We start from the raw sequence: 22903 nt of genomic DNA on the forward strand, positions 1-22903 counted from the left end.
TGTGGGCGCGAGCCTGCTCGCGATGAACGATAACGTGGACTCACTGACGTTAAACCCCGCTCAACCCCTTGATCACCCGATCCACATTCCCTTCCAGCTCAGCCACCGGTTCCGCCGCGTCGACACTCAACACCACCAGCCGACTGCCTGCCTCTGCGATCACCGCTTTCACCGCCTCAGACGGCTGGCGATGATGCAACACCACCGCCACATCATTGTCCTTCAGCGTCGCGCCCAATTGCTTGAGTGCTTCAGGTGTCCACTCGGCGTCCGGCCGTGCATCGAGGCCGATCAGCTCCAGGTTCAACCCGCCGATCAAGTAGCCGAAGTGATCGCTCAGGCTCATTACAGTGAGGTTATCGGCACTGGCCAATTGCGCTTCGCTGTCCGCGCTGAGCTTGAGCAAGCGCTGTTTCAGTGCCGCCAGGTTAGCCTCGATCGCAGGTTTGGCCTCGGGCGCCAGGCGCACCAGGTCCGCCGCCATCACATCCGCCATCCGCCCCATGTTGTTGCTGGAAAGCCACGGCTGGCTGTTCAAGCCGTCGACCTTATTGCCCGGCTGCACGGCGATGCCGGGCAGGGCGCCGTCCACCGGGCGGGCGGCGTCGACTTCAACGATACGAATGTTGCTGCGCCGGGCAATCGGGTACAGCGGATCGTCTGCCCACAGTGAGCGCAGACCGATCACCGCATCGGCGTCGGTCGCCAGTCTGGCCAGCGCCGGAGCGCCACGACCGGTGAAGTACGCGGTCTGACGGCTGCCCGGCAGGTTCGCCGGCGCAGCACGCTCAAGGTTGACGTCGGTGTCCTTGAGCAAGACTTCACCCAGCCCGTAAGTGATCGGCAAGGAGGCCAGCACGCGCAGGGGTTTTGTGTCCGCTGCAAAGGGGGTAGTGACCAGCCCGCACAGAGCGACGGCCAGGGTCAGTTGACGCAGAGAAAAAGACATTTATCCGATATTCCCTTTCAGGCTTGGGACAACGCCGCGGGCGATGGCGGCGAGGGCGAAGGCGATACCGGCGACCAGAATGATCGCGGCACCGGACGGAATGGGCAGGTCGAAGACGATCGGCGCGAGGATCCCGCACAGCGTGCTGACTGTGGCGATCAGCACCGAGCACCAGAAGAAACCCTTCAGCGACTGGCTGAGCAAGCGGGCCGCTGCGGCGGGAATCACCAGCAGCGCACCGACCAGAATCGCGCCGATGACTTTCACTGCGGCCACGGTGATCAGGGTCACCAGAATCACAAACAGATAATCCAGGGTCTTCACCGCCACACCACGAACCGCCGCCAGTTGCGGGTTGAAACTGGCCAGCATGATGCGGTTGTACAGCGGCAAGGCCAGCGCCATGACCAGCGAACCGACGATGGCCAGCACCAGCAGATCGTTACCGTTGACCGTCAGCACCGAACCGAACAGCACGTTTTCGAGGATGTGCACGTTGATCTTGCCCGCCAGGATCAGCAGCAGGCTCGCGCCCAGGGCCAACGACACCGAGAGGAACACACCGATCAACGTATCCGGCGCCAGCCCGGTGCGGTTGCGCAGGTAGTTGAGCAGGATGCCAAACAGCAGGCAGTAACCGAACAGGCTGCCGTAAGGCCCGGTGTAAGGTTCGCCGAGCAGGATGCCGACGGCCACGCCGGTCAATGCCGCGTGACCCACCGCTTCGGAGAAAAACGCGAAGCGCTTGACCACCACCAGCGTGCCCAGACCGCCCAGCACCGGGCCGATCAGCAAACCGGCGAGCAGGGCGTTGACCACAAAACCATAGGCCAGCGCTTCAGGCAGATAACCCGAAGACGCCCAACCCTGAACCATCAAGCGAAAGGCTTCATAACTCATCAGGCAGCGCTCCGTGGATGGGTCGAGAACAGGGTCAGCAGGCGTTCCGGGGTCAGCGCCTGTTTAGGCGTGGCATCGAACAGCACCCGGCGATTGAGTCCGGTCACCCGGTCGGCCAAACGCCCGACGGCTTCCAGATCATGCTCGATCCATAACACGGTGATGCCGCTCTGGCGCCAGTCGCCGAGCAATCGCTCGAACACCTGGATACCGGCCTCGTCGAGGGCCGACATCGGCTCGTCGAGCACCAGCAACTGCGGCGCCGGGATCAACCCTTGAGCGAGCAACACGCGCTGACGCTCCCCACCGGACAACGCACCCATGCGCCGCTTGCGCTTGTCCTGCAGGCCGACCCGTTCCAGCGCTTCACCAATCGCGGCTGCGTAATGCTTGCTCAAACCGAGGAACGCCGGACGACGCTGACACATCGCAGCCATGAAATCGTCGACGGTCATGGGCAGGCCGCGGTCGAATTCCAGCGCCTGAGGCACATAACCGATGGTCCCGGGTGTGCCCGGCCATTGCAGGCTCAAGCGACCTTGATGTGGCATCTGTCCGAGCAGAGTCTTGATCAGCGAGCTCTTGCCGCCACCGTTCGGGCCGACCAGCGCATGCACGCTGCCGGGCTGGACCTGGAAGGTCACGTTGTCGAGGATCGTCGTGCGCCCCAGCGTCAAACTGACCTGCGCAAAATCCAGCGTCGGCCCCGAAACCTGTGGGAGTGACGGCGCGACGATTCGACCTGCTCGCGATTGCGGTGGGTCATTTAGCGATGATGTCGAATGACTGGACACCTTCGCGGGCGTGGTCGCTCCCGCACCCACAGGCGACTCGCTGATGGTTTCTTTCGCCGTCATTTCCCCGACTCCTGAATCGCCCGAACCACGGTGTCGAGGTTGCCGGTCATTTCCTTTTCGTACTTGTCGGCGGTGTATTCGCCATAGGAAATGTGCGACAGCGGGTACAGCTTCACCCCGGACTCACGCTGGATGGTGTCGACGTAGCTGGACGGGAAATCCATCTCGGAGAAGATCACCTTCACGTCCAGTTCCCGCAGTTGATCGATGGTCTTTTTCAGCTGGCTTGGGCTCGGCTCGATGCCGTGGGCCGGCTCGACCACGGCGGTCACTTCGAGGCCGAATTCGCGCAGCAGGTAGTCATAAGCCGCGTGAACCGTGGCCACTCGCAGTTCGGCGTTCGGTGCCTGGGTCAGTTTCGCCAGGGCGTCGGCGCGCATTTGCCGCAGGCGCTTGCCGTAGGCGCGGGCGTTCTGGGTGTAGGCCTTGGCATTGGCCGGGTCGAGCTTGCCCAGTTCCCGGGCAATGTTGTTGACCTGGGCAATGGAGGCGCTGATCGACAGGAAGGTGTGCGGGTTCACCACCTTGCCGGCCCCGCGTGCGGCGGTGCCGGTGGCCGCCAGCAGCGGCACGTTTTCGTTGGCTTCGATCACCGGGACGTTCGGCGTTTCGCTGGCGGCGATCATGCGGTCGGCGAAGTCGTCATGACCGACGCCATTGAGCACGACCACATCGAGCCCGCTGATGCGCTTGATGTCTTCGGCGCGGGGCTCATAGGCATGCGGGTTGAAACCGGCTGGAATCAGCGGCACCACTTCGGCCTTGTCACCGACAATGTTGGCCACGTAGCTGTAATAAGGGTGCAGGGTTATGCCGATGCGCAGGCGCTTGGCATCCTCGGCGCTGGCCAGTGGCGTCAGCAATAAGGCAAGCAGGCCGACCAGCAGCGGGCGCAGGAATGAGCGTTGAGATGAAATAGGCATGGGAAAGCGGTCTTCTCTCGGGTGAAGGCGAGGGTTCAGTGCCGGTGCTGGCGGGTCACGCCGGCATCGAATTGCGCGACGATCTGCTGCCAGCCGGCGCTTTCGAGCGCGGTGTCAGTGAGATCGGTCGGGGTCGCGAGGGCTTTGTCGCGATTGAGCCAGACGTCAGGGGCATCGTCGTCAGCAGTCAGGCGCATCAGAAACGAACCGGCTACGGCGGGCGTCTGGCTTTGACCGAAATAGGCCTTGGCGTCGAGCAGCTGCCAGGCATGGCCGCCACGGCTGACGGAACTGGCGTCCTGGGCAAATGGTGCAAAGCCTTCATCGGCAAGCGTTGCGGGCGTCGGCAGCGCTTGCTGTTCCTGACGCAGCAGATGAATCTCGTCCAGCGTCACCCGCAGGTCGGCATAGATGCCTTGCTCGGATGCGCTCAGATCGCGACGGGCATCCAACTGATGGCTGCCTACGCTGCTGACTTCCTGAGGCTCATGGCGCCAGGCGACGACCGAACCGGCTACCGCCAGGATCATCAGGCACAACAGCAACACATACAGGGTTTCATGGCCGGCACCGGCCGGGCGGACGACGTGCGTAGTAGGCGTACTCATGGGGCTTCGATGTCCGCTTGGTCGATCTCGACGACGTGGCCGGGGCCTGCGTCGAACAGCACGTAGAATTCGGCACCGGGCTTCTTGAAAGTGAGGGTCGAATCGGCGCCGAGCTTGCCCGGTACCAGGATGGTTTCGTCGTAGCCGATCACATCCAGCGTCACCCCCGGTGCGCCGCTGCCGTCGGAGAAACCGCCCGTGCATTTGATTTGTTCGGCGTCGATGGCTTTGCATTCGCACATCGGGTTGTGGGCCAGGGCGCTGGCGCTGAACCCGGCGCAGAGCACTAGTAAAACCGCGTTTAGAGAACGTAGCATCATGGTTTGCCTCCTTGTTTGTTCAGCCACGCGAGGGTGGCGGGGGATGCCTGGCTCAGGGGGATCGACGCTTGATGCATCGCGCCGTCCCAGCCTTCCATGGTGATCCACAGTTCGGCGTCGGCTTTGGTCTTTTCGGGGATCGGCAGCATCGCGCCCATGCGGTAGGGCGTGCCGAAGAAAATCACCCCGGCGGCGCGCAGGCTGCGGGGTTTGCCGATGCGCAGATACGTCGCCTTGACCTGGTCGCGGCAGCTGTCGCACAGCGCCGCGTTGAAGCTCTTCATATGGCCGGCCGGGCCATCGAGGGTCGGGGCTTCGTTGCGCAACTCGGCGAGGCGCAGGCTCCAGGGCCCGACCTGCACTTCACCGATTTCCCGCTCACCCAGGCCGGTGTCGCCGCGAAACAGCGCCGCGTCGGCAAAGTATTTGGGCATGAACCCCAGCGGCACCAGCAGCAGCAGAACGTTGATGTGGAAGCGCCATTTGTGCCAGAAGCGGCTCAGTTTCGAGGCTGGTTTTTCAGCGGTGAACAGGCTCATTGGCTGACCTCCGTGGTTTCGCGGCGATCGACAGCGGCGGTGCGAGGACGTTTGTCTTTGCGCTTGAGGGCATTGGCTGTGGCCAGGGCGGTGCGCTTGGTCCAGATCAGCAGGCCGCTAAGGACCATCATGCTCAGGATCAAACCGAAGAAGAACCAGATCAGCTTGATCCAGAGGCCGCCGAAATCACCGGTGTGCAGCGGCCGCATGGATTCGGTCACCAGCTCCAGGCCGGATCGGTCGGACAGCAGGCGGGTGGCGGCGATATCGCCGGTGTACGGGTTGATCTCGGCAGTCTGGAACATCAACGGATACCAACTGCGACCGCCCACCGTGAGGTAGCTATAGGCGTTGGCGGGCAGGCTGACGAAGCTGTCTTCCAGACCCGGGATGCGTTCCTTGGCCTGGGCAATCGCGGCTTCCAGGCTGATCATCGGCGCTGGCGAGCCATCGGTGCTCACCGGCACGCTCTCACGCGGAACCACCAAGGCCACCGGCGCGGTGGAGATCGACACCTGGTTATCGAACATGAACGCCTGGATGAGGAACCAGGTGCTGGTGATGGAAATCACCGCGATGAACCAGATCGACCAGATGCCGCTCAGGCGGTGAAAGTCGCCCCAGAAAATCCGCGCGCCATGACGGATGCGTAACGTCGGTCTAAAGAAGCCTTTCCAGAAGCGCTTGTAGACCACCAGCCCGGTCACCAAAGACGCCAGCAAAGGCAGGCTCAGGAACGACACCAGGTACCAGCCCCAGCTGTAACCGTTGGTGAACGGCACCAGCCACCAGCCATGCAATGCACGGGTGAAGGCCTGGAAATTGAATGGCGGGGCGGCGCCCTGAATCACGCCGCTGTACGGGTTGACGTAAACCTTCACCGAGCGCCCGTCGGGGTAGCTGACATCGACATCGAGCGCGAAGTGCGACTCGTCGGGCCGGCTGATGGCCTCGACCAGGGTGTTCGGTTCCGCCTTCTTGATGGCGGCGACGATCTGGTCATAACTGAGCAGCGGTGCGTCGTCGGTGGGTTGGCTGGCGCGCATCTGCGGGTTGGCCAGCCAGACAATTTCCTGACTGACCACCGCCAGTGTGCCGGTGACACAGACGATCAGTACGAAAAACCAGATCGGCAAGGCCAGCCAGCTATGGACCAGAAACCAGAGTTTGGAGCGGGATTTCTTCGACATGATTAAAGGTCTTGTATCGATGGGAAGGCCTCTGCTGCGGGCTTCCCAGCGATGAGGTCCATGAAAAGTCGTCCGTGGCTTTTGCCTACGCGGACTGACTGCATCTATATAGGACGGATGAGGAACGGAAATCCCGAACGACAATGTGAAAGAAAATGTTTCGCGTTCCGGTCGGCGCGCAGACAACCCCTGTAGGAGCGAGCCTGCTCGCGATAGCGGTCGTTCAGCCCGCTTCAACGTGACTGGCACACCGCTATCGCGAGCAGGCTCACTCCTACAGGGGGGGAACCGATCCAACACGAACCATGGTTCACGGGATCACTGTCCGGCCATTGATGGCGATGTCCTACTCCCTAAGATGGAGCTCAGACGCCTTTCACCCGCGAGCCTGAGCGAGCCTTTCCATGCCTCCAGCAAGAACTCTCTACGACAAACACATCGATTCCCACACGGTGTGTCGCCTCGATGACCAGGGTCACGTCCTGTTGTACATCGATCGCCAGGTCATCAACGAATACACCAGCCCCCAAGCGTTCAGCGGGTTGCGCGAGGCCGGACGCGGGGTCTGGCGGGCCGGCACCGCGCTGGCGGTGGTCGATCACGTCAACCCCACAGCCCCAGTGCGCATCGCCGCGATGCCGGACCTCGGCGGCGCGCGACAGGTGTCGTACCTGGCGGAAAACTGCCGTGATTTCGGCATCGAACTGCTCGACATCCTCAACAAACGCCAAGGCATCGAACACGTCATTGCGCCGGAGCAGGGTTTCATTCTGCCGGGCATGGTCATCGCGGCGGGCGACAGCCACACCACAACCTATGGCGCCCTCGGCGCGTTTGGTTTCGGCATCGGCACCTCGGAAATCGAGCACCTGCTGGCGTCTCAGACGCTGGTCTACAAACGCCTGAAAAGCATGCGCGTGACGGTGGAGGGGGCGCTGGCGCCGGGGCTGACGTCCAAGGATGTGATCATGGCGCTGATCGGCCAGATCGGCGCCTCGGGTGCCACCGGCTACGCCATCGAGTTTCGCGGTTCGACCATCGATGCCTTGAGCGTCGAAGCACGCATGACCATCTGCAACATGGCCGTCGAGGCCGGGGCGCGGGGGGCGTTCATGGCCCCGGACGAGAAAGTCTTCGCCTACCTCAAGGGCAAACCCCGCGCACCCAAAGGCGTGTTGTGGGAGCAAGCGGTGGAGAAGTGGCGCGCCTTGCACAGCGATGCGGGCGCGCACTTCGACCGTGAAGTCCAGGTGGACGCCAGCGCTCTGAAACCGATGGTGACGTGGGGCACCAGTCCGGACCAGGCTTCCCCGATCGGCGCGTGCGTGCCAGACCCGCAAGACATCAGTGACCTGATCCTGCGTCAGGACATGCGCCGCGCCCTGAATTACATGGGCCTCGAAGCCGGGATGCCGCTGAGCGACATCGTCATCAGCCACGCCTTTATCGGCTCCTGCACCAACGCGCGCATCGAAGACCTGCGCGACGCCGCCAGCGTGGTGCGTGGCAAACATGTCGCCGGGCACGTGCGGGCGATGATCGTGCCGGGGTCCACCGAAGTGCGCAATCAGGCGGAGGCCGAAGGCCTGGCGGCGATCTTTATCGAGGCCGGGTTCGAGTGGCGTCAGTCCGGGTGCTCGATGTGCCTGGCGATGAACGACGACGTGCTGGCGCCGGGCGACCGCTGCGCCTCCAGCACCAACCGCAATTTCGAAGGCCGTCAGGGCGCGGGCGCGCGCACGCACCTGATGAGCCCGGCCATGGTCGCCGCCGCGGCGATCACCGGCCGCCTCACCGACATCCGTCACTTTGGAGACCGCGCATGAGCCTGCAACCCTTCACCCAGGTCACCGGCCAGGCGGCGCCGATGCTCGCCGCCAATATCGACACCGACGTGATCATGCCCAAGCAGTTTCTCAAGGGCATCGACCGCGCCGGGCTGGATCGCGGTTTGTTTTTTGACCTGCGATTTCTGCCCGACGGTTCACCAAACCCTGAGTTCGTGCTGAACCAACCGGCGTGGCAAGGCGCACGTTTCATGGTGGTCGGGCCGAACTTTGGCTGTGGGTCGAGCCGCGAACATGCGGTCTGGGGCTTGCGGCAGATGGGGATTCGGGCGTTGATCGGCAGTAGCTTTGCCGGGATTTTCTATGATAACTGCCAGCGAAATGGAGTGTTGCTGATCACCCTTGATGAGGCCGTATCGCAGCGGCTTGGGCGCGTGGTCAGTCAGCCGGACAGCGCGCTCATCAACGTTGATCTCGAGGCACAGGAAATTCGCCTCCACGACGGTAAAGTCATCTCGTTCGAGATCGACACCCTGCGCAAAACCGCACTGCTGCTGGGTCTCGACGCCATCGGCAGCACCCTGCAGCGCAGCGAGCAAATCAAAGCCTTCGAACGTAATCACCTGGCTGCCAACCCCTGGCTGAGCTGAAATCGCCTTCGTGGGCAAGCCTCTCTTCTTTAGGTTCTGCGCAATCCTTGTAGGAGCGAGGCTTGCCCGCGAAAGGGCCCGCCCTGACACAACCAATCAAACCGACAACCCCTTGAAATGCTCCTGCAAAAACTCCACACACGCCCGCAGCTTCCCCGAGTACGCCAGCCGCGTCGGGTACACCGCCCAGACGTTGGCGCTCTGACTGTATTCGGGCAGCAACTGCACCAGCCGCCCCTGATCCAGCAGCGGTTTCACGTCCCACAATGACCGCAGCACCACACCGCGCCCGTCCAGTGCCCACTGCAAGACAATCTCGCCGTTGTTGGATGACAGCGGGCCGCTGACCCGCACGCTTTCTTGAACCCCGTTGCGTTCCAGGTTCCAGATGCCGAACGCGTTGTCGCGCTCCTTGATCACCAGGCAATGATGCTGCTCCAGTTCATTTAAGGTCTGCGGCATGCCCTGCCGTTGCAGGTAACCGGGCGCCGCGCAGACAACCCGTCGATTGCTCACCAACTGCCGACCGATGTGCTGGCCGGGAATGTCGTCGCCGACACGGATCTCAAGATCGAAGCCTTCATTGACGATGTCCACCACCCGGTCGAACAGGTCGAGGCGAATCTCCAGCTCCGGATAACGCTCGGCCAGCAACGAAACGGCTGGCGCCACGTGATGACGGCCGAAACCGAAACTGCTGCACAGATGCAGGCGCCCGCGAGGGCTGTCGTGGGCGTCGGAGAGTTCGTCGTGCAGTTGCTGGAAGTCATCGAGAATGCGCAACGCCCAGCGCTGGACCCGTTCACCGTCCTCGGTCAGGGCGATGCGGCGACTGGTGCGATGGAGCAGGCGGGTGCCGAGGGTGGTTTCGAGAATCTGGATGCGCTTGCTGACATAGGCGGGCGACAGGCCCAGCTCATCGGCCGCGGCGGCGAAACCGCTCTTGCGGATCACGGTGAGGAGTACACGCAGGTCTTCGGGTAGGGGCACGTTGTCTTTCTTGGTGGTCATGGCAGAACGAACACTGGCGGCATGAGCCGCCAGCATAGCAGCGGGACGCAGCGATCAGCGCAGGAAGCCCAGCACTTCGGCGAGCAGCAGTTCGGGGACTTCTTCAGCGATGTAATGGCCGGCGGGCAAGGCTTTGCCACGCACGTCGGTCGCCACGTGTTGCCATTCCTTGAGTGGCTCGAAACAGCGCCCGACCGTGCCTTCTGCACCCCATAGCACCAGTAACGGCAGGTGCAGATATTTACCTGCCTGGATATCGGCGCGGTCATGTTCCAGATCGATGCTGGCGCTGGCGCGGTAGTCCTCGCAGATGCCGCGCGCGGTGCCCTGCAGTTGCAGGCAGCGCAGGTATTCGCCGAAGGCATCGGCGGTGAACGGCTTGAGCCCGGCGCTGCGACTGCCCATCACGCTGCGCAGATAGGCGTCGGGGTCGGCTTCGATCAGGGTTTCCGGCAGCGGGGCCGGACGGATCAGGAAGAACCAGTGCCAGTAGGCGCGGGCAAAGGCTTCGTTGGTTTGCGCGTACATCGACAGGGTGGGAGCGATGTCCAGCAGCACCATGCGTTGCACGGCAGCGGGATGATCCAGCGCCAGGCGATGGGCCACGCGAGCGCCACGGTCATGGGCCAGCACCGAGAACTGCTCGAAGCCCAGGGTCTTCATCAGCTCGACGCTGTCCTTGGCCATTTCTCGTTTGGAGTAGTGGGTGTGGTGGTCGCTGGCCGGTGGTTTGCTGCTGTCACCGTAACCGCGCAAATCGGCGGCGATCACGGTGAAGTGCTCGGCCAGTTGCTCGGCAACCTTGTGCCAGATGACGTGGGTCTGCGGGTGACCGTGCAGCAACAGCAGGCCAGGTCCGCTGCCGCCGATGCGGTAGGCAATGTCCACACCGTTGACGTGGCGCTGGTCTTTCAGGAATCCGGCGAACATGAGGCGAGTCCTTGTTGTAGTGGTCTGCATCCTGAAAGTGTTGCGCCGTGAGGGCAAGGCGTGAAACGTGGTGCGCTTGTTCATGAAGTGTGTTCGAGGGATCTGTGGTGTCAGGGATGCCGCCTCCGCGGGCAAGCCTCGCTCCTAAGGGGGATTGTTTCGTTCGCAAATATCCGGAACCACACACCCCCTGTAGGAGCGAGGCTTGCCCGCGAAGAGGCACGCTCAGACGTTGAAGTATTCAACCCTGCTGAAACATCTCCTTGGCCCGCTGCTCGATCTGCTCCTGAGTCAAATCCTCCTTGCGCGTGGCCAGGAACCACAAATGCCCATAGGGATCTTTCAACGTCCCTGAACGGTCGCCATAAAACTGATCCTTGACCTCGGACACCACCGTTCCACCCGCCGCGATCGCCTGTTTATAGGACTTGTCCACATCGGTCACATACAAATGCAGCCCCACGGACGGCGATGTGTCGGGATTGCTTAACGGCCCTTGATCGCACGGCGTACCGAGCATGATCGGGCAATCGCCAATCCTCAGCTCGGCGTGGCCAATCCCGCCATCAGGCATGGACAGACGCATGACTTCCGTGGCGCCAAAAGCCTTCTTGTAGAACTCGATGGCTTCGGCCGCTTTTTGAATGCCCAGATAAGGCGTGATGCTGTGATAACCCTCTGGAATGGGTTTGACGCTCATGACGGTTCTCCCTTGTTGTTGTGAATTGAAGGTGTTCCTTCGCCGATTTCCGGTCGGATAACTATAGGTCAGCGCTTTTTGCGCCACTGAGTGCCCGACGAGCAGCAGCGCCACTGTTTGCAGAAACGGGACAAGGCGTTGAGCTCCGATGAGTTTCGGCAGTTCATCCTGACCCGCTGCAAAGGACAGATTGCGCCGGGTTTCTAAGCTTTCGGTCTGCCTTGAGGACGTCTTCGCGGGCAAGCCTCGCTCCTACAGGTTTTGTGTCGTTCGCCAGTAACACGCAATCCTGTAGGAGCGAGGCTTGCCCGCGGAGGCCACGCCGCTATTTCGGATCTGCCCCAGATTCCAACAGCTGCGCCCCCGGCCCCTGTTCCCCCAGCACATCGCCAAAGTTACGCAACGGACACGCCTCCATCGACAGACACCCGCAGCCGATACAGCCATTGAGCTTGTCCCGCAGCAAGGTCAATTGACTGATCCGCTCATCCAGATCCCGGCTCCACTGCGCCGACATCACCTTCCAGTCCGCCGCCGTCGGCGCTCGGTTATCCGGCAAGGCTTTTAGTGCCTCGCCAATCTCCGCCAACGGAATTCCCAGGCGCTGCGCGACTTTGATCAACGCCACCCGCCGCAGCACTTCCCGCGGATAACGCCGCTGGTTGCCCTGATTGCGATTGCTTTTGATCAACCCCTTGGACTCGTAAAAGTGCAGGGCCGTGACCGCCACGCCGCTGCGCGCGGCCAATTGGCCGACAGTGAGTTCCTTGTGCAGATGTTCCGGGGTGATCATTTGAAAAATGCCTCTTGACCTCTAGTTAAGTCGAGGTTTTACCCTGCACGCCTTCGGATCGCAAGGTCCGGCTTACACGTCAGTGGGGACTCTTCATGCAAGCGCCAGAGAAAAATCGCAGCTTCACCCAGTTGATCGAATTCGAGATCGAACCCCATCAGCAACCCGCGTTGGTGTCGGCCTTGTCAAAGCAGACCGAGCGCCTGGCCCAAGGCTACAGCGGGTTTTTGAGTGCGAGCATCCAGGCCAGCGACGACGGTCGGCGGGTGCTCAACTACCTGCAATGGCAAACTCGCGAGGCGGGGGAAGCTGCGTTTCAGAGCTTTGAAAGCGGCGAGCAGGATTTCTGGCAGCTGATTCGCGCGCATCAGGCGAAAACCGTGACGTTCGGCTCGTTCCAGGTGTTGCACAGTCTGGAACGTAGCCATGACAACGCGCTGCACTGCAATCTGGTGAGTTAAATCGACAATTGCATCAGGCGCTCGCCTTGCACGTTTTCCGTGGGCCGGCGCTTGTTCACCGCCCGTTCGCCGATCTTGATCAGTCGTGTGCGCGTGACGTTGCGGCTCAAGCCCAGCAGGGCAGCGGTTTGCACCTGGTTGTAATGGCTGAGGCGATACGCTGCGCGCAACAACGTGTGTTCGATGGTTAAACGGTATTAGCCAAATTCGATAGCCACTATCGAGAGCGTTGATTTCTGCCCTTTGAAGGGGGCGGGTAGCCTGTGTTCATTGCCTCGAACCCAGATGCCAGGACGCCACCCATGAAACCTCTAATCGCCACTTTCCTGCTGCTCGCGGTCTCCGTTCTTGCCGGATGTGCCAGCCATGTCTCGCCCGAATTGCGACCCTATACCGCTGAAGAAACTCGGGAACTGGCGCTGGAGGACTTGAATCGTCGCGGTTTGTCCTTCGACGAGTACCATGCGAAAAAAGCCGAATTGCTCGGCCTGCCGCAAAAACCGGTCGGTTTCGACAAACATGGCGAGATGAACGCTGAACGTGCTGTACAGCTTCACGGTCGTCCAAGCTGATCTCAAACTGTACCGTTCGAAGTTTCACGTAACTGTCCATGGGTTTCCCCGGGGGCGTGCGATAGGGTCAACACCTGACTGACCCTGATTGGACTGCCGCTCATGACGCTCTCGCTCGATCTGCTGCTGGGCTTCGCCCTGTTTGCCCTCGTCACCTCGATTACCCCTGGCCCGAACAACACCATGTTGCTGGCATCGGGTGTGAATTTCGGCTTTCACCGCACCATTCCGCACATGCTGGGCATCACGTGTGGTTTCTTTGTCCTCGTCCTGGCGGTCGGTTTCGGGCTGGGTGCCGTGTTTCAAACCTATCCTTTGTTCTACACGGTTCTGCGTTATGTGGGCGCGGCGTACTTGCTGTACCTGGCGTGGAAAATCGCCCATTCCGGTCCGGTCTCCGAGAGTGAAAAGGGCGACAGCAAACCCATCAGCTATCTCGGAGCGGCGGCGTTTCAGTGGGTCAATCCCAAGGCGTGGATCATGGCCATCGGTGCCATCAGCACCTACACGCCGATGCAGGGCTACTTCACCAATGTGATCGTGATTGCTGCGGTCTTTGCCTTGATCAATCTGCCGAGCGTCGGCGTCTGGGCCGGATGCGGCACGTTGTTGCGCAATGTGTTGAAGGATCGACGCTGGTTGCGACTGTTCAACTGGGGCATGGCCCTGCTGTTGGTGGCTTCGCTGTATCCGTTGTTGCTCGAGAGCTTTAGCTGACACATCGCTTCAACCGGTTGGCCGATGCCTGTTAAGCTCGACTTCAGGAGCGTTCCTACGCACTTTTAAATGAAGTTGTCCTTCTTTAACGGCCTCCGATCAGGTATTTCTAACGCACTGAACGGTCAGCGCAGCTCACGAGGCTGCGCTTTGATGTTTCAGTGACGAGCCTCCTGATCCCGGAACATGCTCTGCGAGTTTTCTATGAATAAACGTCCTCTGTATTTTGACTACGCCGCCACCACGCCGGTGGATGAGCGGGTCATCAAGGTCATGGTCGAGTGTCTGGGTTTCAACGGAAACTTTGGCAACCCGGCGTCCAGCTCCCATGCCTTCGGCCAGCAGGCCCGGCAAACGGTCGAGCAGGCGCGGCGCCAGGTCGCCGAACTGGTCGGCGCTCAGGCGGACCAGATTGTCTGGACCTCCGGCGCCACCGAATCGAACAACCTTGCCCTCAAGGGCGTGGCCCAGGCCCGCGGGGTGTCCGGCGGACACATCATTACCAGCCAGATCGAACACAAGGCAATCCTCGACACGGCGAAGCAGTTGCAGGACACAGGCGTTGCCGTGACGTATCTGGTGCCTGACGCTGAGGGCCTGATTACCCCGCAAGCGGTCAGCGAGGCGATGCGCGAAGACACCTTTCTGGTGTCGCTGATGCTGGTCAACAATGAACTGGGCACCGTCAATGACATTGCAGCCATCGGCCAGGTGGTGCGTGATCGTGATGCGCTGTTCCATGTCGACGCCGCCCAGGGCGCGGGCAAAGTGGCAATCGATCTTGCCCGCTTGCCGGTGGACCTGATGTCGTTTTCGGCGCACAAGATCTACGGCCCTAAAGGCATCGGCGCCCTGTACGTCGGCCCGCGCGCGCACCAGCGTTTGCTGGCGCAGATTCACGGTGGCGGTCACGAGGGCGGTTTGCGTTCCGGCACCTTGGCGACTCATCAGATTGCTGCGATGGGTGTGGCCTTCGCCTTGGCGGCGGCCGCATTCGACGAGGAAAAAGCCACGATCGTGCGGCTCCGCGAACGCTTGCTCGAGCAACTGCTGAGCATCCCCGGCGTGCGGCTCAATGGCAGCCCGACCCAACGCATTCCTCATACCCTGAGCCTGACCTTCAACGAAGGCGAGTTCAATTCTGCGGCGCTGAGCAGCTCGATCGCGTTTTCTGCGACCTCGGCCTGTAACTCCGCCAGCAATGCCCCGTCCCATGTGCTGCTGGCCCTGGGGCATGACGCCCGCTCGGCGGGTCGCACGATTCGCTTGAGCCTCGGCCGGTTCACCACCGAACAGGATGTCGACCAAGCGGCACAACTGATTAAAGCGGCCTGCGCCAGTGCTCCGGCATTCTGGCAATAAGGCCTGAAAGTGTCGGCACTGATCGGCACTCAACAATAATGATGAAGTGATTAGCAGGAGACATGATGAGTACGCAGCCTTCGATCAATGGATCGGTGCCCCAACGTTTGGCGCAAACCCGCGAGCTGATGAGCCGGGAGGGCATTCATGCCCTGCTGGTGCCGTCGGCCGATCCGCACTTGTCGGAATACCTGCCGGGCTATTGGCAAGGGCGGCAGTGGTTGTCGGGCTTTCATGGCTCGGTCGGCACACTGATCGTGACCCCGGACTTTGCCGGCGTCTGGGCCGACAGCCGTTACTGGGAACAAGCGAGCAAGGAACTCAACGGCAGCGGCATTGAACTGGTCAAGCTGCAACCGGGCCAGCCTGGCCCGCTGGACTGGTTGGCCGAGCAAACCCCTGAAGGCGGTGTCGTCGCGGTAGATGGCGCGGTGATGGCCGTGGCGTCGGCGCGGACGCTGGGCGGCAAACTTGAAGAACGCGGCGCACGTCTGCGCACTGACATCGACCTGTTGAGCGAAGTCTGGAGCGACCGCCCGACGCTGCCGAATGAGCCGATCTACCAGCACTTGCCACCGCAGGCGACGGTCAGTCGGGGTGAAAAGCTCGCGAAATTGCGTGAGGTGTTGAAAGATCGTGGTGCTGACTGGCACTTCATTGCCACCCTGGATGACATCGCCTGGCTGTTCAACCTGCGTGGCGGCGACGTGTCGTTCAACCCGGTATTCGTGTCCTTCGCGCTGATCAGTCAAGAGCAGGCCACTCTGTTCGTGGCCCTGAGCAAGGTCAATGCCGAGCTGCGTGCGGTCCTCGAACAAGACGGCGTGACCCTGCGCGATTACAGCGAAGTGGCCGACGCCTTGCGCGCCGTGCCGAGCGGCGCGAGCTTGCAAGTCGATCCGGCGCGCGTGACGGCCGGTTTGCTGGATAACCTGAACAGCGGCGTGAAACTTGTCGAAGGTCTGAACCCGACCACGTTGGCCAAATCACAGAAGAGCCTGGCCGATGCCGGGCACATTCGTCAGGCCATGGAGCAAGACGGCGCGGCGCTGTGCGAGTTCTTCACTTGGCTGGACTCGGCGTTGGGTCGTGAGCGCATCACCGAACTGACCATCGACGAACACCTGACGGCCGCGCGTACCCGACGTCCGGGTTATGTGTCGCTGAGTTTCAACACCATTGCCGCGTTCAACGCCAATGGCGCGATGCCGCACTACCACGCCACCGAAGAAGAGCACGCGGTGATCGAAGGCGACGGTCTGTTGCTGATCGACTCCGGCGGCCAATACCTGGGCGGTACCACCGACATCACGCGGATGGTGCCGGTCGGTACGCCGACGGATGAGCAGAAACGCGATTGCACGCGGGTGCTCAAGGGCGTCATCGCGCTGTCCCGTGCGCAATTCCCTCGTGGCATTCTCTCGCCTTTGCTCGACTCGATTGCCCGCGCGCCGATCTGGGCTGAAAGTGTTGATTACGGACACGGCACCGGTCACGGCGTCGGCTACTTCCTCAATGTGCACGAAGGCCCGCAGGTCATTGCCTATCAGGCCGCCGCAGCACCGCAAACCGCGATGCAGCCGGGCATGATTACCTCCATCGAACCGGGCACTTACCGACCGGGCCGTTGGGGTGTACGGATCGAAAACCTGGTGTTGAACACCGAGGCGGGCAAGAGCGAATTCGGTGAGTTCCTGAAATTCGAAACCCTGACCCTGTGCCCGATTGACACTCGCTGTCTGGAACCGTCGCTGCTGACTGACGACGAAAAGCAGTGGTTCAACGCCTACCACGCCGAGGTGCGCCAGCGCTTGAGCCCGTTGCTCGAAGGCGCAGCCCTTGAGTGGTTGAACACCCGGACTGCAGCTATTTGACCGGTTGGAGTTCAGGCGCTGTTTCGAGCGCCTGACTCATGTAGTCGACAAAGGCTTTGACCCTGGCGGATTGGCGACGATTCGCCGGGGACACGGCATGAATCGGCAGCGACTGCGCGGTGTAGTCCTGCAAAATCGCAGTCACTCGCCCGGCGTTCAGATCCTCACTGAACAACCATACCGGCGACAAAGCAATTCCCAATCCTCCCAGCACCATCTCGCGGATCGCCTCTGAGTTGTTGCTTTTTGCATTGCCCTTGATCCGCACCTCATGATGCTGGGCTCCGCTTTCGTAAACCCATAGGTTCTGACTGTTCAGCAGGTTGAATTGCAGGCAATTGTGTCCGCGCAGTTCTTCTGGTGTTTGCGGCTGGCCGTGTTGCTTGAGGTAGCCTGGCGCAGCAACGGTCACTCGGTGGGTGGTGCCTATGCGGCGGGCGATCAGACCGCTGTCGGTCAATTCGCCGATCCTGAACGTGACGTCGAGACCTTCGCTGACCAGGTCCTGATTCTGGTCACTGAGTTGCAGGTCAATCTGTACCTGGGGGTGTTGTTTCAGAAACTCAGGAAGCCGCGGTGCAATCTGCAATCGCCCGAAACTGACCGAGGAACCGATCTTCAGGTTGCCGGCAACGGTTCCGCGTCCTGAATGAAAACTGTGTTCCGCCGCGTCCACGGCCGCGAGGATTTGTCGGCACTCGCTGTAGTACCGCTGACCTTCGTCAGTCAGCGAGAGTTGACGCGTGCTGCGGGATATCAGCTTCCCGCCCAGTTCAGTTTCCAGCGCCCTTAGCACTTTGCTGATGGTTGGCTGGCTGGTCTGCATCTCCCTGGCAACGGCAGAAAAGCTGCCGCGCTCGACGACCCGGACGAAGATGGCCATTGCATTGAGTTTGTCCATGGGGTTTCTCATTGATGCCAAATGGGCATGGTCACTATAGCGATACAGCGTCTTATCGGCATGAGTGAGTGGGAGGAAGATCGTCCTACCGCCACCTCTGACAGGAATTTGCGAAATGACTGACTCACTTCAAATGCGTGCTCTGATTGTTGATGTGGCCAACGGGCCGTTACGCTTGGTTTCCATCCCGCGACCTGTGCCAGGGCCGGGTCAGGTGTTGGTCAGGATCAAAGCCAGTGGAGTGAATCCGCTGGATGGAAAAATTCGTTCGGGTCAGGCGGCTCATGCGCGTCAGCCCTTGCCAGCGGTGCTGGGCATGGATCTGGCCGGGACGATTGAGGCGTTAGGCGAGGGCGTAAGTGGATGGCTGCCGGGTGATGAGGTCTACGCGATGGCGACCGGAATCGGCGGTGCGCAAGGTTCGCTTGCGCAGTTCGCGGTGGTTGACGCACGTCTGCTGGCGCACAAACCGGACAATCTGAGTATGCGTGAGACCGCCGGGTTGCCCCTGGTGTTGATTACCGCATGGGAAGGATTGGTAGACCGGGCTCGAGTGCGTGCCGGTCAGAAGGTGCTGATCCATGGCGGTGCCGGGGGTGTCGGGCACGTGGCGGTGCAAATAGCCCGGGCTTTCGGTGCTGAAGTATTCGCCACGGGCTCTGCGGGTCAGCAGGCAATCATCGAAAGCTTCGGTGCGACGTTTATCGACTACCGCAAGTCTTCGGTTGAGGACTATGTGGCGGAGCACACGGGGGGAGAGGGGTTCGATATAGTCTATGACACGGTGGGCGGTGAAACGCTGGATGCTTCCTTCAAGGCCGCTCGGGTTTACGAGGGGCATGTGGTGAGCTGTCTCGGATGGGGGCAGCACAGTCTGGCACCGTTGTCGTTTCGGGCCGCGACTTACTCCGGAGTGTTTACCTTGTTGCCTTTATTGACTGGCAAGGGCGGCGAGCACCACGGACAGATCCTTCGGGACGCCGCGAAGTTGATTGAGGCCGGTAAGCTGAAGCCGTTGCTTGACCCGCGGCAGTTCACATTGCAAACCGCCGAGGCCGCCCATGAACTGCTCGCTGGTGGAGCGGCTCAAGGTCGTTTGGTCATCGAGATTTAACGCAGGGCCTCAAGGACGAAGTCCAGTCGATCCTGACCGAAGAACATCTGATCGCCGATAAACATGCACGGTGCGCCGAATACACCGCGCTGGACCGCTTGCTCGGTGTTGTCCTTGAGAGCGGCTTTGACGTCCTCATCGGCGGTAAGGGCCAGTACTTCGTTTGGATCGAAACCATTTCGCGTCAGCACGGCTGCAACAGTCGCCGGATCATCGAGGCTGCGTCCCTCGACCCAGAGTGCGTGGAACAGACAATCGATAAACGCGTGGAAGCGTTCGGGATGACGTAATTGCATACCGGTGACGGCGCGCATCAGCATCAGGGTATTGATAGGGAAGTGCGGGTTGAACTTCAGTGGCACGCCGTATCGTTTGGCGTAGCGGTCGAGGTCCTGAAACATGTAGCGACCTTTGGCAGGGATGGTTGCCGGTGAAGCGTTGCCCGTGGCTTTGAAGACCCCGCCCAGCAGCATGGGTTTGTAGACCAGCTGGCTGTCGGTCTGCTCGCAGATCTTCGGTAATTGGGTATACGCCAGGTAGGTGGCGGGGCTGCCTAAATCGAAAAAAAACTCCACGGTTTTGCTCATGGTCGGTGCGCTCTGCTTATTGTTGTAGGGGAGGAGGGCTTACCAGCGTTCGTTCCAGGGGCGCAGATCCAGCTCGAAAGTCCACGCGTCCCGGGGCTGGCTGTGCAAGTACCAATAGTTCTCGGCGATGTGCTCGGGATTGAGGATGCCGTCCTCGTCCTTGGTCGCGTACTTTTCCGGAAAACTGTTGCGGATGAAATCAGTATCGATGGCGCCGTCGACGACGACATGGGCAACGTGAATATTCATCGGCCCCAGCTCGCGGGCCATGCTTTGAGCCAGTGCGCGAATCCCGTGCTTGGCGCCGGCGAAGGCTGCAAATCCTGCCGCTCCGCGCAAGCCAGCGGTGGCGCCGGTGAACAGAATCGTGCCGCGTTGGCGCCTGGCCATCCGCTTGGCCACTTCACGGGCATTGAGAAAACCTGAGAAACAGGCCATTTCCCAGATCTTGAAATACTTGCGGGCAGTTTCTTCGAGAATGCTGCACGGCACATTGGCGCCGATGTTGAAAACAAACGCTTCGATGGGGCCGATCTCGGTCTCAATCTGCTCGACCAGCGCAATCACATCCTCTTCCTTACGTGCATCACAGGCAAATCCGTGGGCGTCACCGCCATTGGCCTTGATTGCATCGACCAATGGCTGGAGTTTGTCCGCGCTACGACGAGTGACGCAGGCAATGAAACCTTCCTGTGCAAAACGCTTGGCAATCGCGCCGCCGGTGGCATCACCGGCGCCGACAACCAGTACGACCTTCTTATTATTCATGGGTAGATCCCTTTGATGAACGATCGTTAACTGAACGAACGTTATGCTAGGATTTGGCATGCGTCAAGACAGTCAATCCTGAGGGCAAGGCAATGCGTTACTCGGCCAATCACAAGCTGGAAACTAGAGAGAAACTGCTGACAAGCAGCGCGGTTTCGGCCAAAAAGTCCGGTTTTTCCACGGTAGGCGTCGACGGGCTGATGAAGGCGATCGGCTTGAGTGGTGCTGCTTTCTACAGTCACTTTTCGTCGAAGGACGAACTGTTCGCTTCGATCGTTGAACGCGAGTTGTGCCAAAGCCTGGAGCGTTTGGGTGCTGATCAGGATTGCGACAGGCTCGAACGTTGCCTGAAGCATTATCTGAGCATGGCCCATGTCGAGCACCCGGAGTCCGGTTGTGCATTACCGGTATTGGGAGCCGAAATTGCTCGTTCAGATATCGCTGTTCGCCAGGAGGCGGAGGTCTGGATTTGTCGGCTGCAGGAGCGTTGGGCAAGTATTCTGGAAAGCGACAGTCTGGCGTGGGCGATTCTGTCGCAATGCATCGGTGCCTTGGTCGTGGCGCGAATGCTGGCCACTCCCGGCATCCAGCGCACTGTGCTGAAGTCCAGTTACGATGAGATTGGCCGCCAGATTGCCGGGCGGCATCAACCTATTTGCAAATGACGATCATGCTTCGGCTGGTATAGCCGGCAGGGTTGAGACCAAATGGATAATCACCTGGTTCTTCCACGGCATCTCCCGACTTGGCGATGACCTTGTAACCCTTGGGCGCGCACGAGTTGGCGGCGCTGGTGTAGCACTTGTCCCAGGATGACGAAAGCCCTGAACAATTGATATGCAGCCCTTTCTTGCCATGTTTGACTTGTGTTTTCGATGTCGCCGCGCAACCCGCAATTGCGAGTACGGCAATCAATAGCAAAATTCGTTTCATTACTGTCCTTATAGCGCTCCCGGATCTCGCGCCCGGGTGTGGCTGCATTCGCTTTCGATTGAAGCGTTCTGATATCCCTATCCTGAAAAATCCTTGGATGACATTCGGTTGCGGGCCTAAACATGGCCTAATTGAGCGGCAAATACCAGACCTGCGTCAAATCCTGTATCAATCCGCCGCGACCGCGGGCTTGGCAGCACTTCCCATGGTCATGGTCGCCCCCACGGAAGCCAGAATGATGCACATGATCGCCATCCACTGTGACAGTGTGAGGTATTCGTGGAGAAACAGCAGGCCAGAAAGCGCGCCAATAGCCGGTTCAATGCTCATCAATGTGCCGAAAGTCCGGGTTGGCATTCGGGTGAGCGCGACCATCTCCAGCGTATAGGGCAGGGCGGTGGACAGAAGGGCGACAGCGATGGCTACGGGGATCAATGACGGAGTCAGCAGGGCGGCGCCGGCATGGACGATGCCGATAGGCGCGACGAACAGTGCGGCAATCATCACTCCCAGCGCTGCGGTCTGTACGCCATTGTCGGCGCCGGCCTTCTGGCCGAACAGGATGTACAGCGCCCAGCACACGCCTGCACCCAAGGCATAACTGGCGCCTGCCAGGTCGATTCCCGCACTTGTCGCTCCTGTCGGTATCAATAGCAGCAAGCCGATAGCCGCCAGGGCAATCCACAAAAAGTCGATTGCGCGGCGTGAGGCATAGATAGCCACCGCCAGTGGCCCGGTGAACTCCAGGGCGACGGCAATACCCAAGGGGACGGTGCGCAAAGACATATAGAAGAGGAAGTTCATGCCGCCCAGTGCCATCCCGTAGACGATAACGGTACGCAAGGATTTTGCGGTGAGCTTCGCTCGCCATGGGCGCAACAGGATCAGCATGATCACGCTGGCGAAGAGTAGCCGCAGGGTGGTGGTCCCCTGAGCGCCGATAATCGGGAACATGCTTTTGGCCAATGAGGCGCCGGACTGGATCGACGCCATGGCTATTAAAAGCAGGCCCACCGAGAACAGGGTCGAGACGAGGCTGCGGGGATGGTCATTCATAGCGTGGCATCGTCCGAAGTGGGAAGCGAAAGTGTTGTTCTATGGTTTGGGCAATATATTGCGCATTCGCGACGGTCGCGTCTATATATAAGCAGCGATTTTGGGCAACCTGATAGAAAAGCCAAATCAGGGGTTGACGGCAGATTCTGGAAGTCTATAATTCGCCCCACTTCCGGCGCAGTCGAAACGGAAAACTCCTTGGCAAACAAAGAGTTACGCAGTTTTCGACAGCGAGTTGCTTCAGGTCATCGAAGCCCAGAAGGAGTTGATCAGGGCGGGGTTGTTTGGCTTGGCTTGGTTGACGGTTCGATCTTCTCGGTCGAAAGCGGAGAAAAAGAGGTGTTGACAGCAGCGAGTAACGCTGTATAATTCGCCTCCCGCTAACGAGAGATCGGAAGCGC

26 protein-coding genes and 2 pseudogenes are annotated in these 22903 nt (G+C 60.6%); 10 read left to right on the forward strand and 18 right to left on the reverse strand.

Features of this window, described 5'->3' with window-relative positions; all coding sequences use genetic code 11:
* Positions 1-49 precede the first annotated feature (49 nt).
* The 8 genes from JIO00_RS09185 to JIO00_RS09220 are packed head-to-tail and all read right to left on the reverse strand — an operon-like array spanning position 50 to position 6286.
* Positions 50-949 carry a metal ABC transporter substrate-binding protein gene (locus JIO00_RS09185; protein ID WP_200667999.1) on the reverse strand — a complete coding sequence of 300 codons (900 nt, stop codon included), beginning with the start codon at positions 947-949 and terminating at the stop codon, positions 50-52.
* A complete protein-coding gene (locus JIO00_RS09190; protein WP_010461179.1) occupies positions 950-1849 on the reverse strand; it encodes a metal ABC transporter permease in 900 nt (299 codons plus the stop codon).
* Positions 1849-2706, reverse strand: a complete 858-nt coding sequence (locus JIO00_RS09195) for a metal ABC transporter ATP-binding protein (protein WP_145308593.1) — start codon at positions 2704-2706, stop codon at positions 1849-1851. Before JIO00_RS09195 ends, JIO00_RS09190 begins: the two co-directional genes overlap by 1 nt.
* Positions 2703-3629 carry a metal ABC transporter substrate-binding protein gene (locus JIO00_RS09200; RefSeq protein WP_200668001.1) on the reverse strand — a complete coding sequence of 309 codons (927 nt, stop codon included), beginning with the start codon at positions 3627-3629 and terminating at the stop codon, positions 2703-2705. Before JIO00_RS09200 ends, JIO00_RS09195 begins: the two co-directional genes overlap by 4 nt.
* Before the next feature lie 35 nt (positions 3630-3664).
* Positions 3665-4237, reverse strand: a complete 573-nt coding sequence (locus JIO00_RS09205) for a DUF6162 family protein (RefSeq protein WP_200668003.1) — start codon at positions 4235-4237, stop codon at positions 3665-3667.
* Positions 4234-4557: a hypothetical protein gene (locus tag JIO00_RS09210; protein WP_010461170.1), complete on the reverse strand. Its 324-nt coding sequence runs from the start codon at positions 4555-4557 to the stop codon at positions 4234-4236. The genes JIO00_RS09205 and JIO00_RS09210 overlap by 4 nt, the downstream gene beginning before the upstream one ends.
* Complete coding sequence (locus JIO00_RS09215; RefSeq protein WP_010461169.1) at positions 4554-5096, reverse strand: hypothetical protein; 543 nt, start codon at positions 5094-5096, stop codon at positions 4554-4556. The genes JIO00_RS09210 and JIO00_RS09215 overlap by 4 nt, the downstream gene beginning before the upstream one ends.
* Complete coding sequence (locus tag JIO00_RS09220) at positions 5093-6286, reverse strand: PepSY-associated TM helix domain-containing protein (RefSeq protein ID WP_010461167.1); 1194 nt, start codon at positions 6284-6286, stop codon at positions 5093-5095. The genes JIO00_RS09215 and JIO00_RS09220 overlap by 4 nt, the downstream gene beginning before the upstream one ends.
* A 404-nt stretch (positions 6287-6690) precedes the next feature.
* Here JIO00_RS09220 and leuC point away from each other — a divergent pair, with 404 nt between their 5' ends.
* Together leuC and leuD are read left to right on the forward strand one after the other, a co-directional pair.
* Entirely contained in the window at positions 6691-8112 is a 1422-nt protein-coding gene (leuC, locus tag JIO00_RS09225; protein WP_200668005.1) for a 3-isopropylmalate dehydratase large subunit, read from the forward strand.
* Positions 8109-8723, forward strand: coding sequence for a 3-isopropylmalate dehydratase small subunit (gene leuD / locus JIO00_RS09230; protein ID WP_200668007.1), 615 nt, complete (start codon positions 8109-8111; stop codon positions 8721-8723). Before leuC ends, leuD begins: the two co-directional genes overlap by 4 nt.
* A gap of 96 nt (positions 8724-8819) precedes the next feature.
* On the opposite strand, the gene JIO00_RS09235 is transcribed toward leuD, so the two are convergent.
* The 3 genes from JIO00_RS09235 to JIO00_RS09245 form a co-directional block, all read right to left on the reverse strand.
* Positions 8820-9770: a LysR substrate-binding domain-containing protein gene (locus tag JIO00_RS09235; protein ID WP_077747879.1), complete on the reverse strand. Its 951-nt coding sequence runs from the start codon at positions 9768-9770 to the stop codon at positions 8820-8822.
* A gap of 18 nt (positions 9771-9788) precedes the next feature.
* Entirely contained in the window at positions 9789-10664 is an 876-nt protein-coding gene (locus tag JIO00_RS09240) for an alpha/beta fold hydrolase (protein WP_102594890.1), read from the reverse strand.
* A 241-nt stretch (positions 10665-10905) separates the two neighbouring features.
* A complete protein-coding gene (locus JIO00_RS09245; protein WP_010461157.1) occupies positions 10906-11364 on the reverse strand; it encodes a VOC family protein in 459 nt (152 codons plus the stop codon).
* 120 nt (positions 11365-11484) lie between these two features.
* Here JIO00_RS09245 and JIO00_RS29990 point away from each other — a divergent pair.
* Positions 11485-11571: pseudogene (locus JIO00_RS29990) on the forward strand (MetQ/NlpA family ABC transporter substrate-binding protein); the annotation flags it as partial.
* Positions 11572-11689: 118 nt separating this feature from the next.
* Here JIO00_RS29990 and soxR read toward each other — a convergent pair.
* Positions 11690-12157, reverse strand: coding sequence for a redox-sensitive transcriptional activator SoxR (gene soxR / locus JIO00_RS09250; RefSeq protein WP_010461153.1), 468 nt, complete (start codon positions 12155-12157; stop codon positions 11690-11692).
* Between the two features lie 95 nt (positions 12158-12252).
* Between soxR and JIO00_RS09255 the strand changes: the two genes are divergently transcribed.
* Positions 12253-12618, forward strand: coding sequence for an antibiotic biosynthesis monooxygenase (locus JIO00_RS09255; protein WP_077747876.1), 366 nt, complete (start codon positions 12253-12255; stop codon positions 12616-12618).
* Here JIO00_RS09255 and JIO00_RS09260 read toward each other — a convergent pair.
* Positions 12615-12803, reverse strand: a pseudogene (locus JIO00_RS09260) (sigma-54-dependent Fis family transcriptional regulator); the annotation flags it as partial. The gene JIO00_RS09255 and the pseudogene JIO00_RS09260 sit on opposite strands and share 4 nt — an antisense overlap.
* Before the next feature lie 117 nt (positions 12804-12920).
* Between JIO00_RS09260 and JIO00_RS09265 the strand changes: the two are divergent.
* The 4 genes from JIO00_RS09265 to JIO00_RS09280 all read left to right on the forward strand — a co-directional run bounded on the left by JIO00_RS09265 (position 12921) and on the right by JIO00_RS09280 (position 17143).
* Complete coding sequence (locus tag JIO00_RS09265) at positions 12921-13190, forward strand: hypothetical protein (protein WP_010461147.1); 270 nt, start codon at positions 12921-12923, stop codon at positions 13188-13190.
* A gap of 102 nt (positions 13191-13292) precedes the next feature.
* Entirely contained in the window at positions 13293-13907 is a 615-nt protein-coding gene (locus tag JIO00_RS09270; protein ID WP_010461145.1) for a LysE family translocator, read from the forward strand.
* Between the two features lie 204 nt (positions 13908-14111).
* Complete coding sequence (locus tag JIO00_RS09275) at positions 14112-15269, forward strand: cysteine desulfurase family protein (RefSeq protein ID WP_010461142.1); 1158 nt, start codon at positions 14112-14114, stop codon at positions 15267-15269.
* 65 nt (positions 15270-15334) lie between these two features.
* Positions 15335-17143: an aminopeptidase P family protein gene (locus tag JIO00_RS09280; RefSeq protein WP_200668009.1), complete on the forward strand. Its 1809-nt coding sequence runs from the start codon at positions 15335-15337 to the stop codon at positions 17141-17143.
* Here JIO00_RS09280 and JIO00_RS09285 read toward each other — a convergent pair.
* Entirely contained in the window at positions 17136-18044 is a 909-nt protein-coding gene (locus tag JIO00_RS09285) for a LysR family transcriptional regulator (RefSeq protein WP_169858158.1), read from the reverse strand. The two genes, JIO00_RS09280 and JIO00_RS09285, sit on opposite strands and share 8 nt — an antisense overlap.
* A 115-nt stretch (positions 18045-18159) precedes the next feature.
* Between JIO00_RS09285 and JIO00_RS09290 the strand changes: the two genes are divergently transcribed.
* The gene (locus JIO00_RS09290) at positions 18160-19158 is read left to right on the forward strand and encodes a zinc-dependent alcohol dehydrogenase family protein (protein ID WP_200668011.1); all 999 of its coding nucleotides are present in this window, start codon (positions 18160-18162) and stop codon (positions 19156-19158) included.
* Here the strand turns inward: JIO00_RS09290 and JIO00_RS09295 are convergent.
* Together JIO00_RS09295 and JIO00_RS09300 are read right to left on the reverse strand one after the other, a co-directional pair.
* Positions 19155-19745, reverse strand: a complete 591-nt coding sequence (locus JIO00_RS09295) for a 2-hydroxychromene-2-carboxylate isomerase (RefSeq protein WP_010461134.1) — start codon at positions 19743-19745, stop codon at positions 19155-19157. The two genes, JIO00_RS09290 and JIO00_RS09295, sit on opposite strands and share 4 nt — an antisense overlap.
* Before the next feature lie 39 nt (positions 19746-19784).
* Complete coding sequence (locus tag JIO00_RS09300) at positions 19785-20513, reverse strand: SDR family oxidoreductase (protein ID WP_010461132.1); 729 nt, start codon at positions 20511-20513, stop codon at positions 19785-19787.
* A gap of 92 nt (positions 20514-20605) precedes the next feature.
* On the opposite strand from JIO00_RS09300, the gene JIO00_RS09305 reads away from it, so the two are divergent.
* Positions 20606-21178, forward strand: coding sequence for a TetR/AcrR family transcriptional regulator (locus tag JIO00_RS09305; protein ID WP_102595806.1), 573 nt, complete (start codon positions 20606-20608; stop codon positions 21176-21178).
* Here JIO00_RS09305 and JIO00_RS09310 read toward each other — a convergent pair.
* Both JIO00_RS09310 and rhtA read right to left on the reverse strand, forming a co-directional pair.
* Positions 21165-21446, reverse strand: a complete 282-nt coding sequence (locus tag JIO00_RS09310) for a hypothetical protein (RefSeq protein WP_010461128.1) — start codon at positions 21444-21446, stop codon at positions 21165-21167. The genes JIO00_RS09305 and JIO00_RS09310 overlap by 14 nt on opposite strands.
* 168 nt (positions 21447-21614) lie before the next feature.
* Entirely contained in the window at positions 21615-22502 is an 888-nt protein-coding gene (rhtA, locus tag JIO00_RS09315; protein ID WP_010461127.1) for a threonine/homoserine exporter RhtA, read from the reverse strand.
* Positions 22503-22903 lie beyond the last annotated feature (401 nt).

This window comes from Pseudomonas sp. SW-3 (assembly GCF_016615645.1).
Taxonomy (GTDB): domain Bacteria; phylum Pseudomonadota; class Gammaproteobacteria; order Pseudomonadales; family Pseudomonadaceae; genus Aquipseudomonas; species Aquipseudomonas mandelii.

Coding starts and splice junctions, on each gene's coding strand:
- JIO00_RS09220 (WP_010461167.1), bottom strand. CDS start 6,286: ATGTCGAAGAAATCCCGCTCCAAACTCTGGTTTCTGGTCCATAGCTGG.
- JIO00_RS09255 (WP_077747876.1), top strand. CDS start 12,253: ATGCAAGCGCCAGAGAAAAATCGCAGCTTCACCCAGTTGATCGAATTC.
- JIO00_RS09270 (WP_010461145.1), top strand. CDS start 13,293: ATGACGCTCTCGCTCGATCTGCTGCTGGGCTTCGCCCTGTTTGCCCTC.
- JIO00_RS09305 (WP_102595806.1), top strand. CDS start 20,606: ATGCGTTACTCGGCCAATCACAAGCTGGAAACTAGAGAGAAACTGCTG.
- JIO00_RS09205 (WP_200668003.1), bottom strand. CDS start 4,237: ATGAGTACGCCTACTACGCACGTCGTCCGCCCGGCCGGTGCCGGCCAT.
- JIO00_RS09235 (WP_077747879.1), bottom strand. CDS start 9,770: ATGCTGGCGGCTCATGCCGCCAGTGTTCGTTCTGCCATGACCACCAAG.
- JIO00_RS09280 (WP_200668009.1), top strand. CDS start 15,335: ATGAGTACGCAGCCTTCGATCAATGGATCGGTGCCCCAACGTTTGGCG.
- JIO00_RS09210 (WP_010461170.1), bottom strand. CDS start 4,557: ATGATGCTACGTTCTCTAAACGCGGTTTTACTAGTGCTCTGCGCCGGG.
- JIO00_RS09200 (WP_200668001.1), bottom strand. CDS start 3,629: ATGCCTATTTCATCTCAACGCTCATTCCTGCGCCCGCTGCTGGTCGGC.
- rhtA (WP_010461127.1), bottom strand. CDS start 22,502: ATGAATGACCATCCCCGCAGCCTCGTCTCGACCCTGTTCTCGGTGGGC.
- JIO00_RS09215 (WP_010461169.1), bottom strand. CDS start 5,096: ATGAGCCTGTTCACCGCTGAAAAACCAGCCTCGAAACTGAGCCGCTTC.
- JIO00_RS09195 (WP_145308593.1), bottom strand. CDS start 2,706: ATGACGGCGAAAGAAACCATCAGCGAGTCGCCTGTGGGTGCGGGAGCG.
- JIO00_RS09290 (WP_200668011.1), top strand. CDS start 18,160: ATGACTGACTCACTTCAAATGCGTGCTCTGATTGTTGATGTGGCCAAC.
- leuC (WP_200668005.1), top strand. CDS start 6,691: ATGCCTCCAGCAAGAACTCTCTACGACAAACACATCGATTCCCACACG.
- JIO00_RS09295 (WP_010461134.1), bottom strand. CDS start 19,745: ATGAGCAAAACCGTGGAGTTTTTTTTCGATTTAGGCAGCCCCGCCACC.
- JIO00_RS09265 (WP_010461147.1), top strand. CDS start 12,921: ATGAAACCTCTAATCGCCACTTTCCTGCTGCTCGCGGTCTCCGTTCTT.
- JIO00_RS09190 (WP_010461179.1), bottom strand. CDS start 1,849: ATGAGTTATGAAGCCTTTCGCTTGATGGTTCAGGGTTGGGCGTCTTCG.
- JIO00_RS09275 (WP_010461142.1), top strand. CDS start 14,112: ATGAATAAACGTCCTCTGTATTTTGACTACGCCGCCACCACGCCGGTG.
- JIO00_RS09300 (WP_010461132.1), bottom strand. CDS start 20,513: ATGAATAATAAGAAGGTCGTACTGGTTGTCGGCGCCGGTGATGCCACC.
- JIO00_RS09310 (WP_010461128.1), bottom strand. CDS start 21,446: ATGAAACGAATTTTGCTATTGATTGCCGTACTCGCAATTGCGGGTTGC.
- soxR (WP_010461153.1), bottom strand. CDS start 12,157: ATGATCACCCCGGAACATCTGCACAAGGAACTCACTGTCGGCCAATTG.
- JIO00_RS09185 (WP_200667999.1), bottom strand. CDS start 949: ATGTCTTTTTCTCTGCGTCAACTGACCCTGGCCGTCGCTCTGTGCGGG.
- JIO00_RS09240 (WP_102594890.1), bottom strand. CDS start 10,664: ATGTTCGCCGGATTCCTGAAAGACCAGCGCCACGTCAACGGTGTGGAC.
- leuD (WP_200668007.1), top strand. CDS start 8,109: ATGAGCCTGCAACCCTTCACCCAGGTCACCGGCCAGGCGGCGCCGATG.
- JIO00_RS09285 (WP_169858158.1), bottom strand. CDS start 18,044: ATGGACAAACTCAATGCAATGGCCATCTTCGTCCGGGTCGTCGAGCGC.
- JIO00_RS09245 (WP_010461157.1), bottom strand. CDS start 11,364: ATGAGCGTCAAACCCATTCCAGAGGGTTATCACAGCATCACGCCTTAT.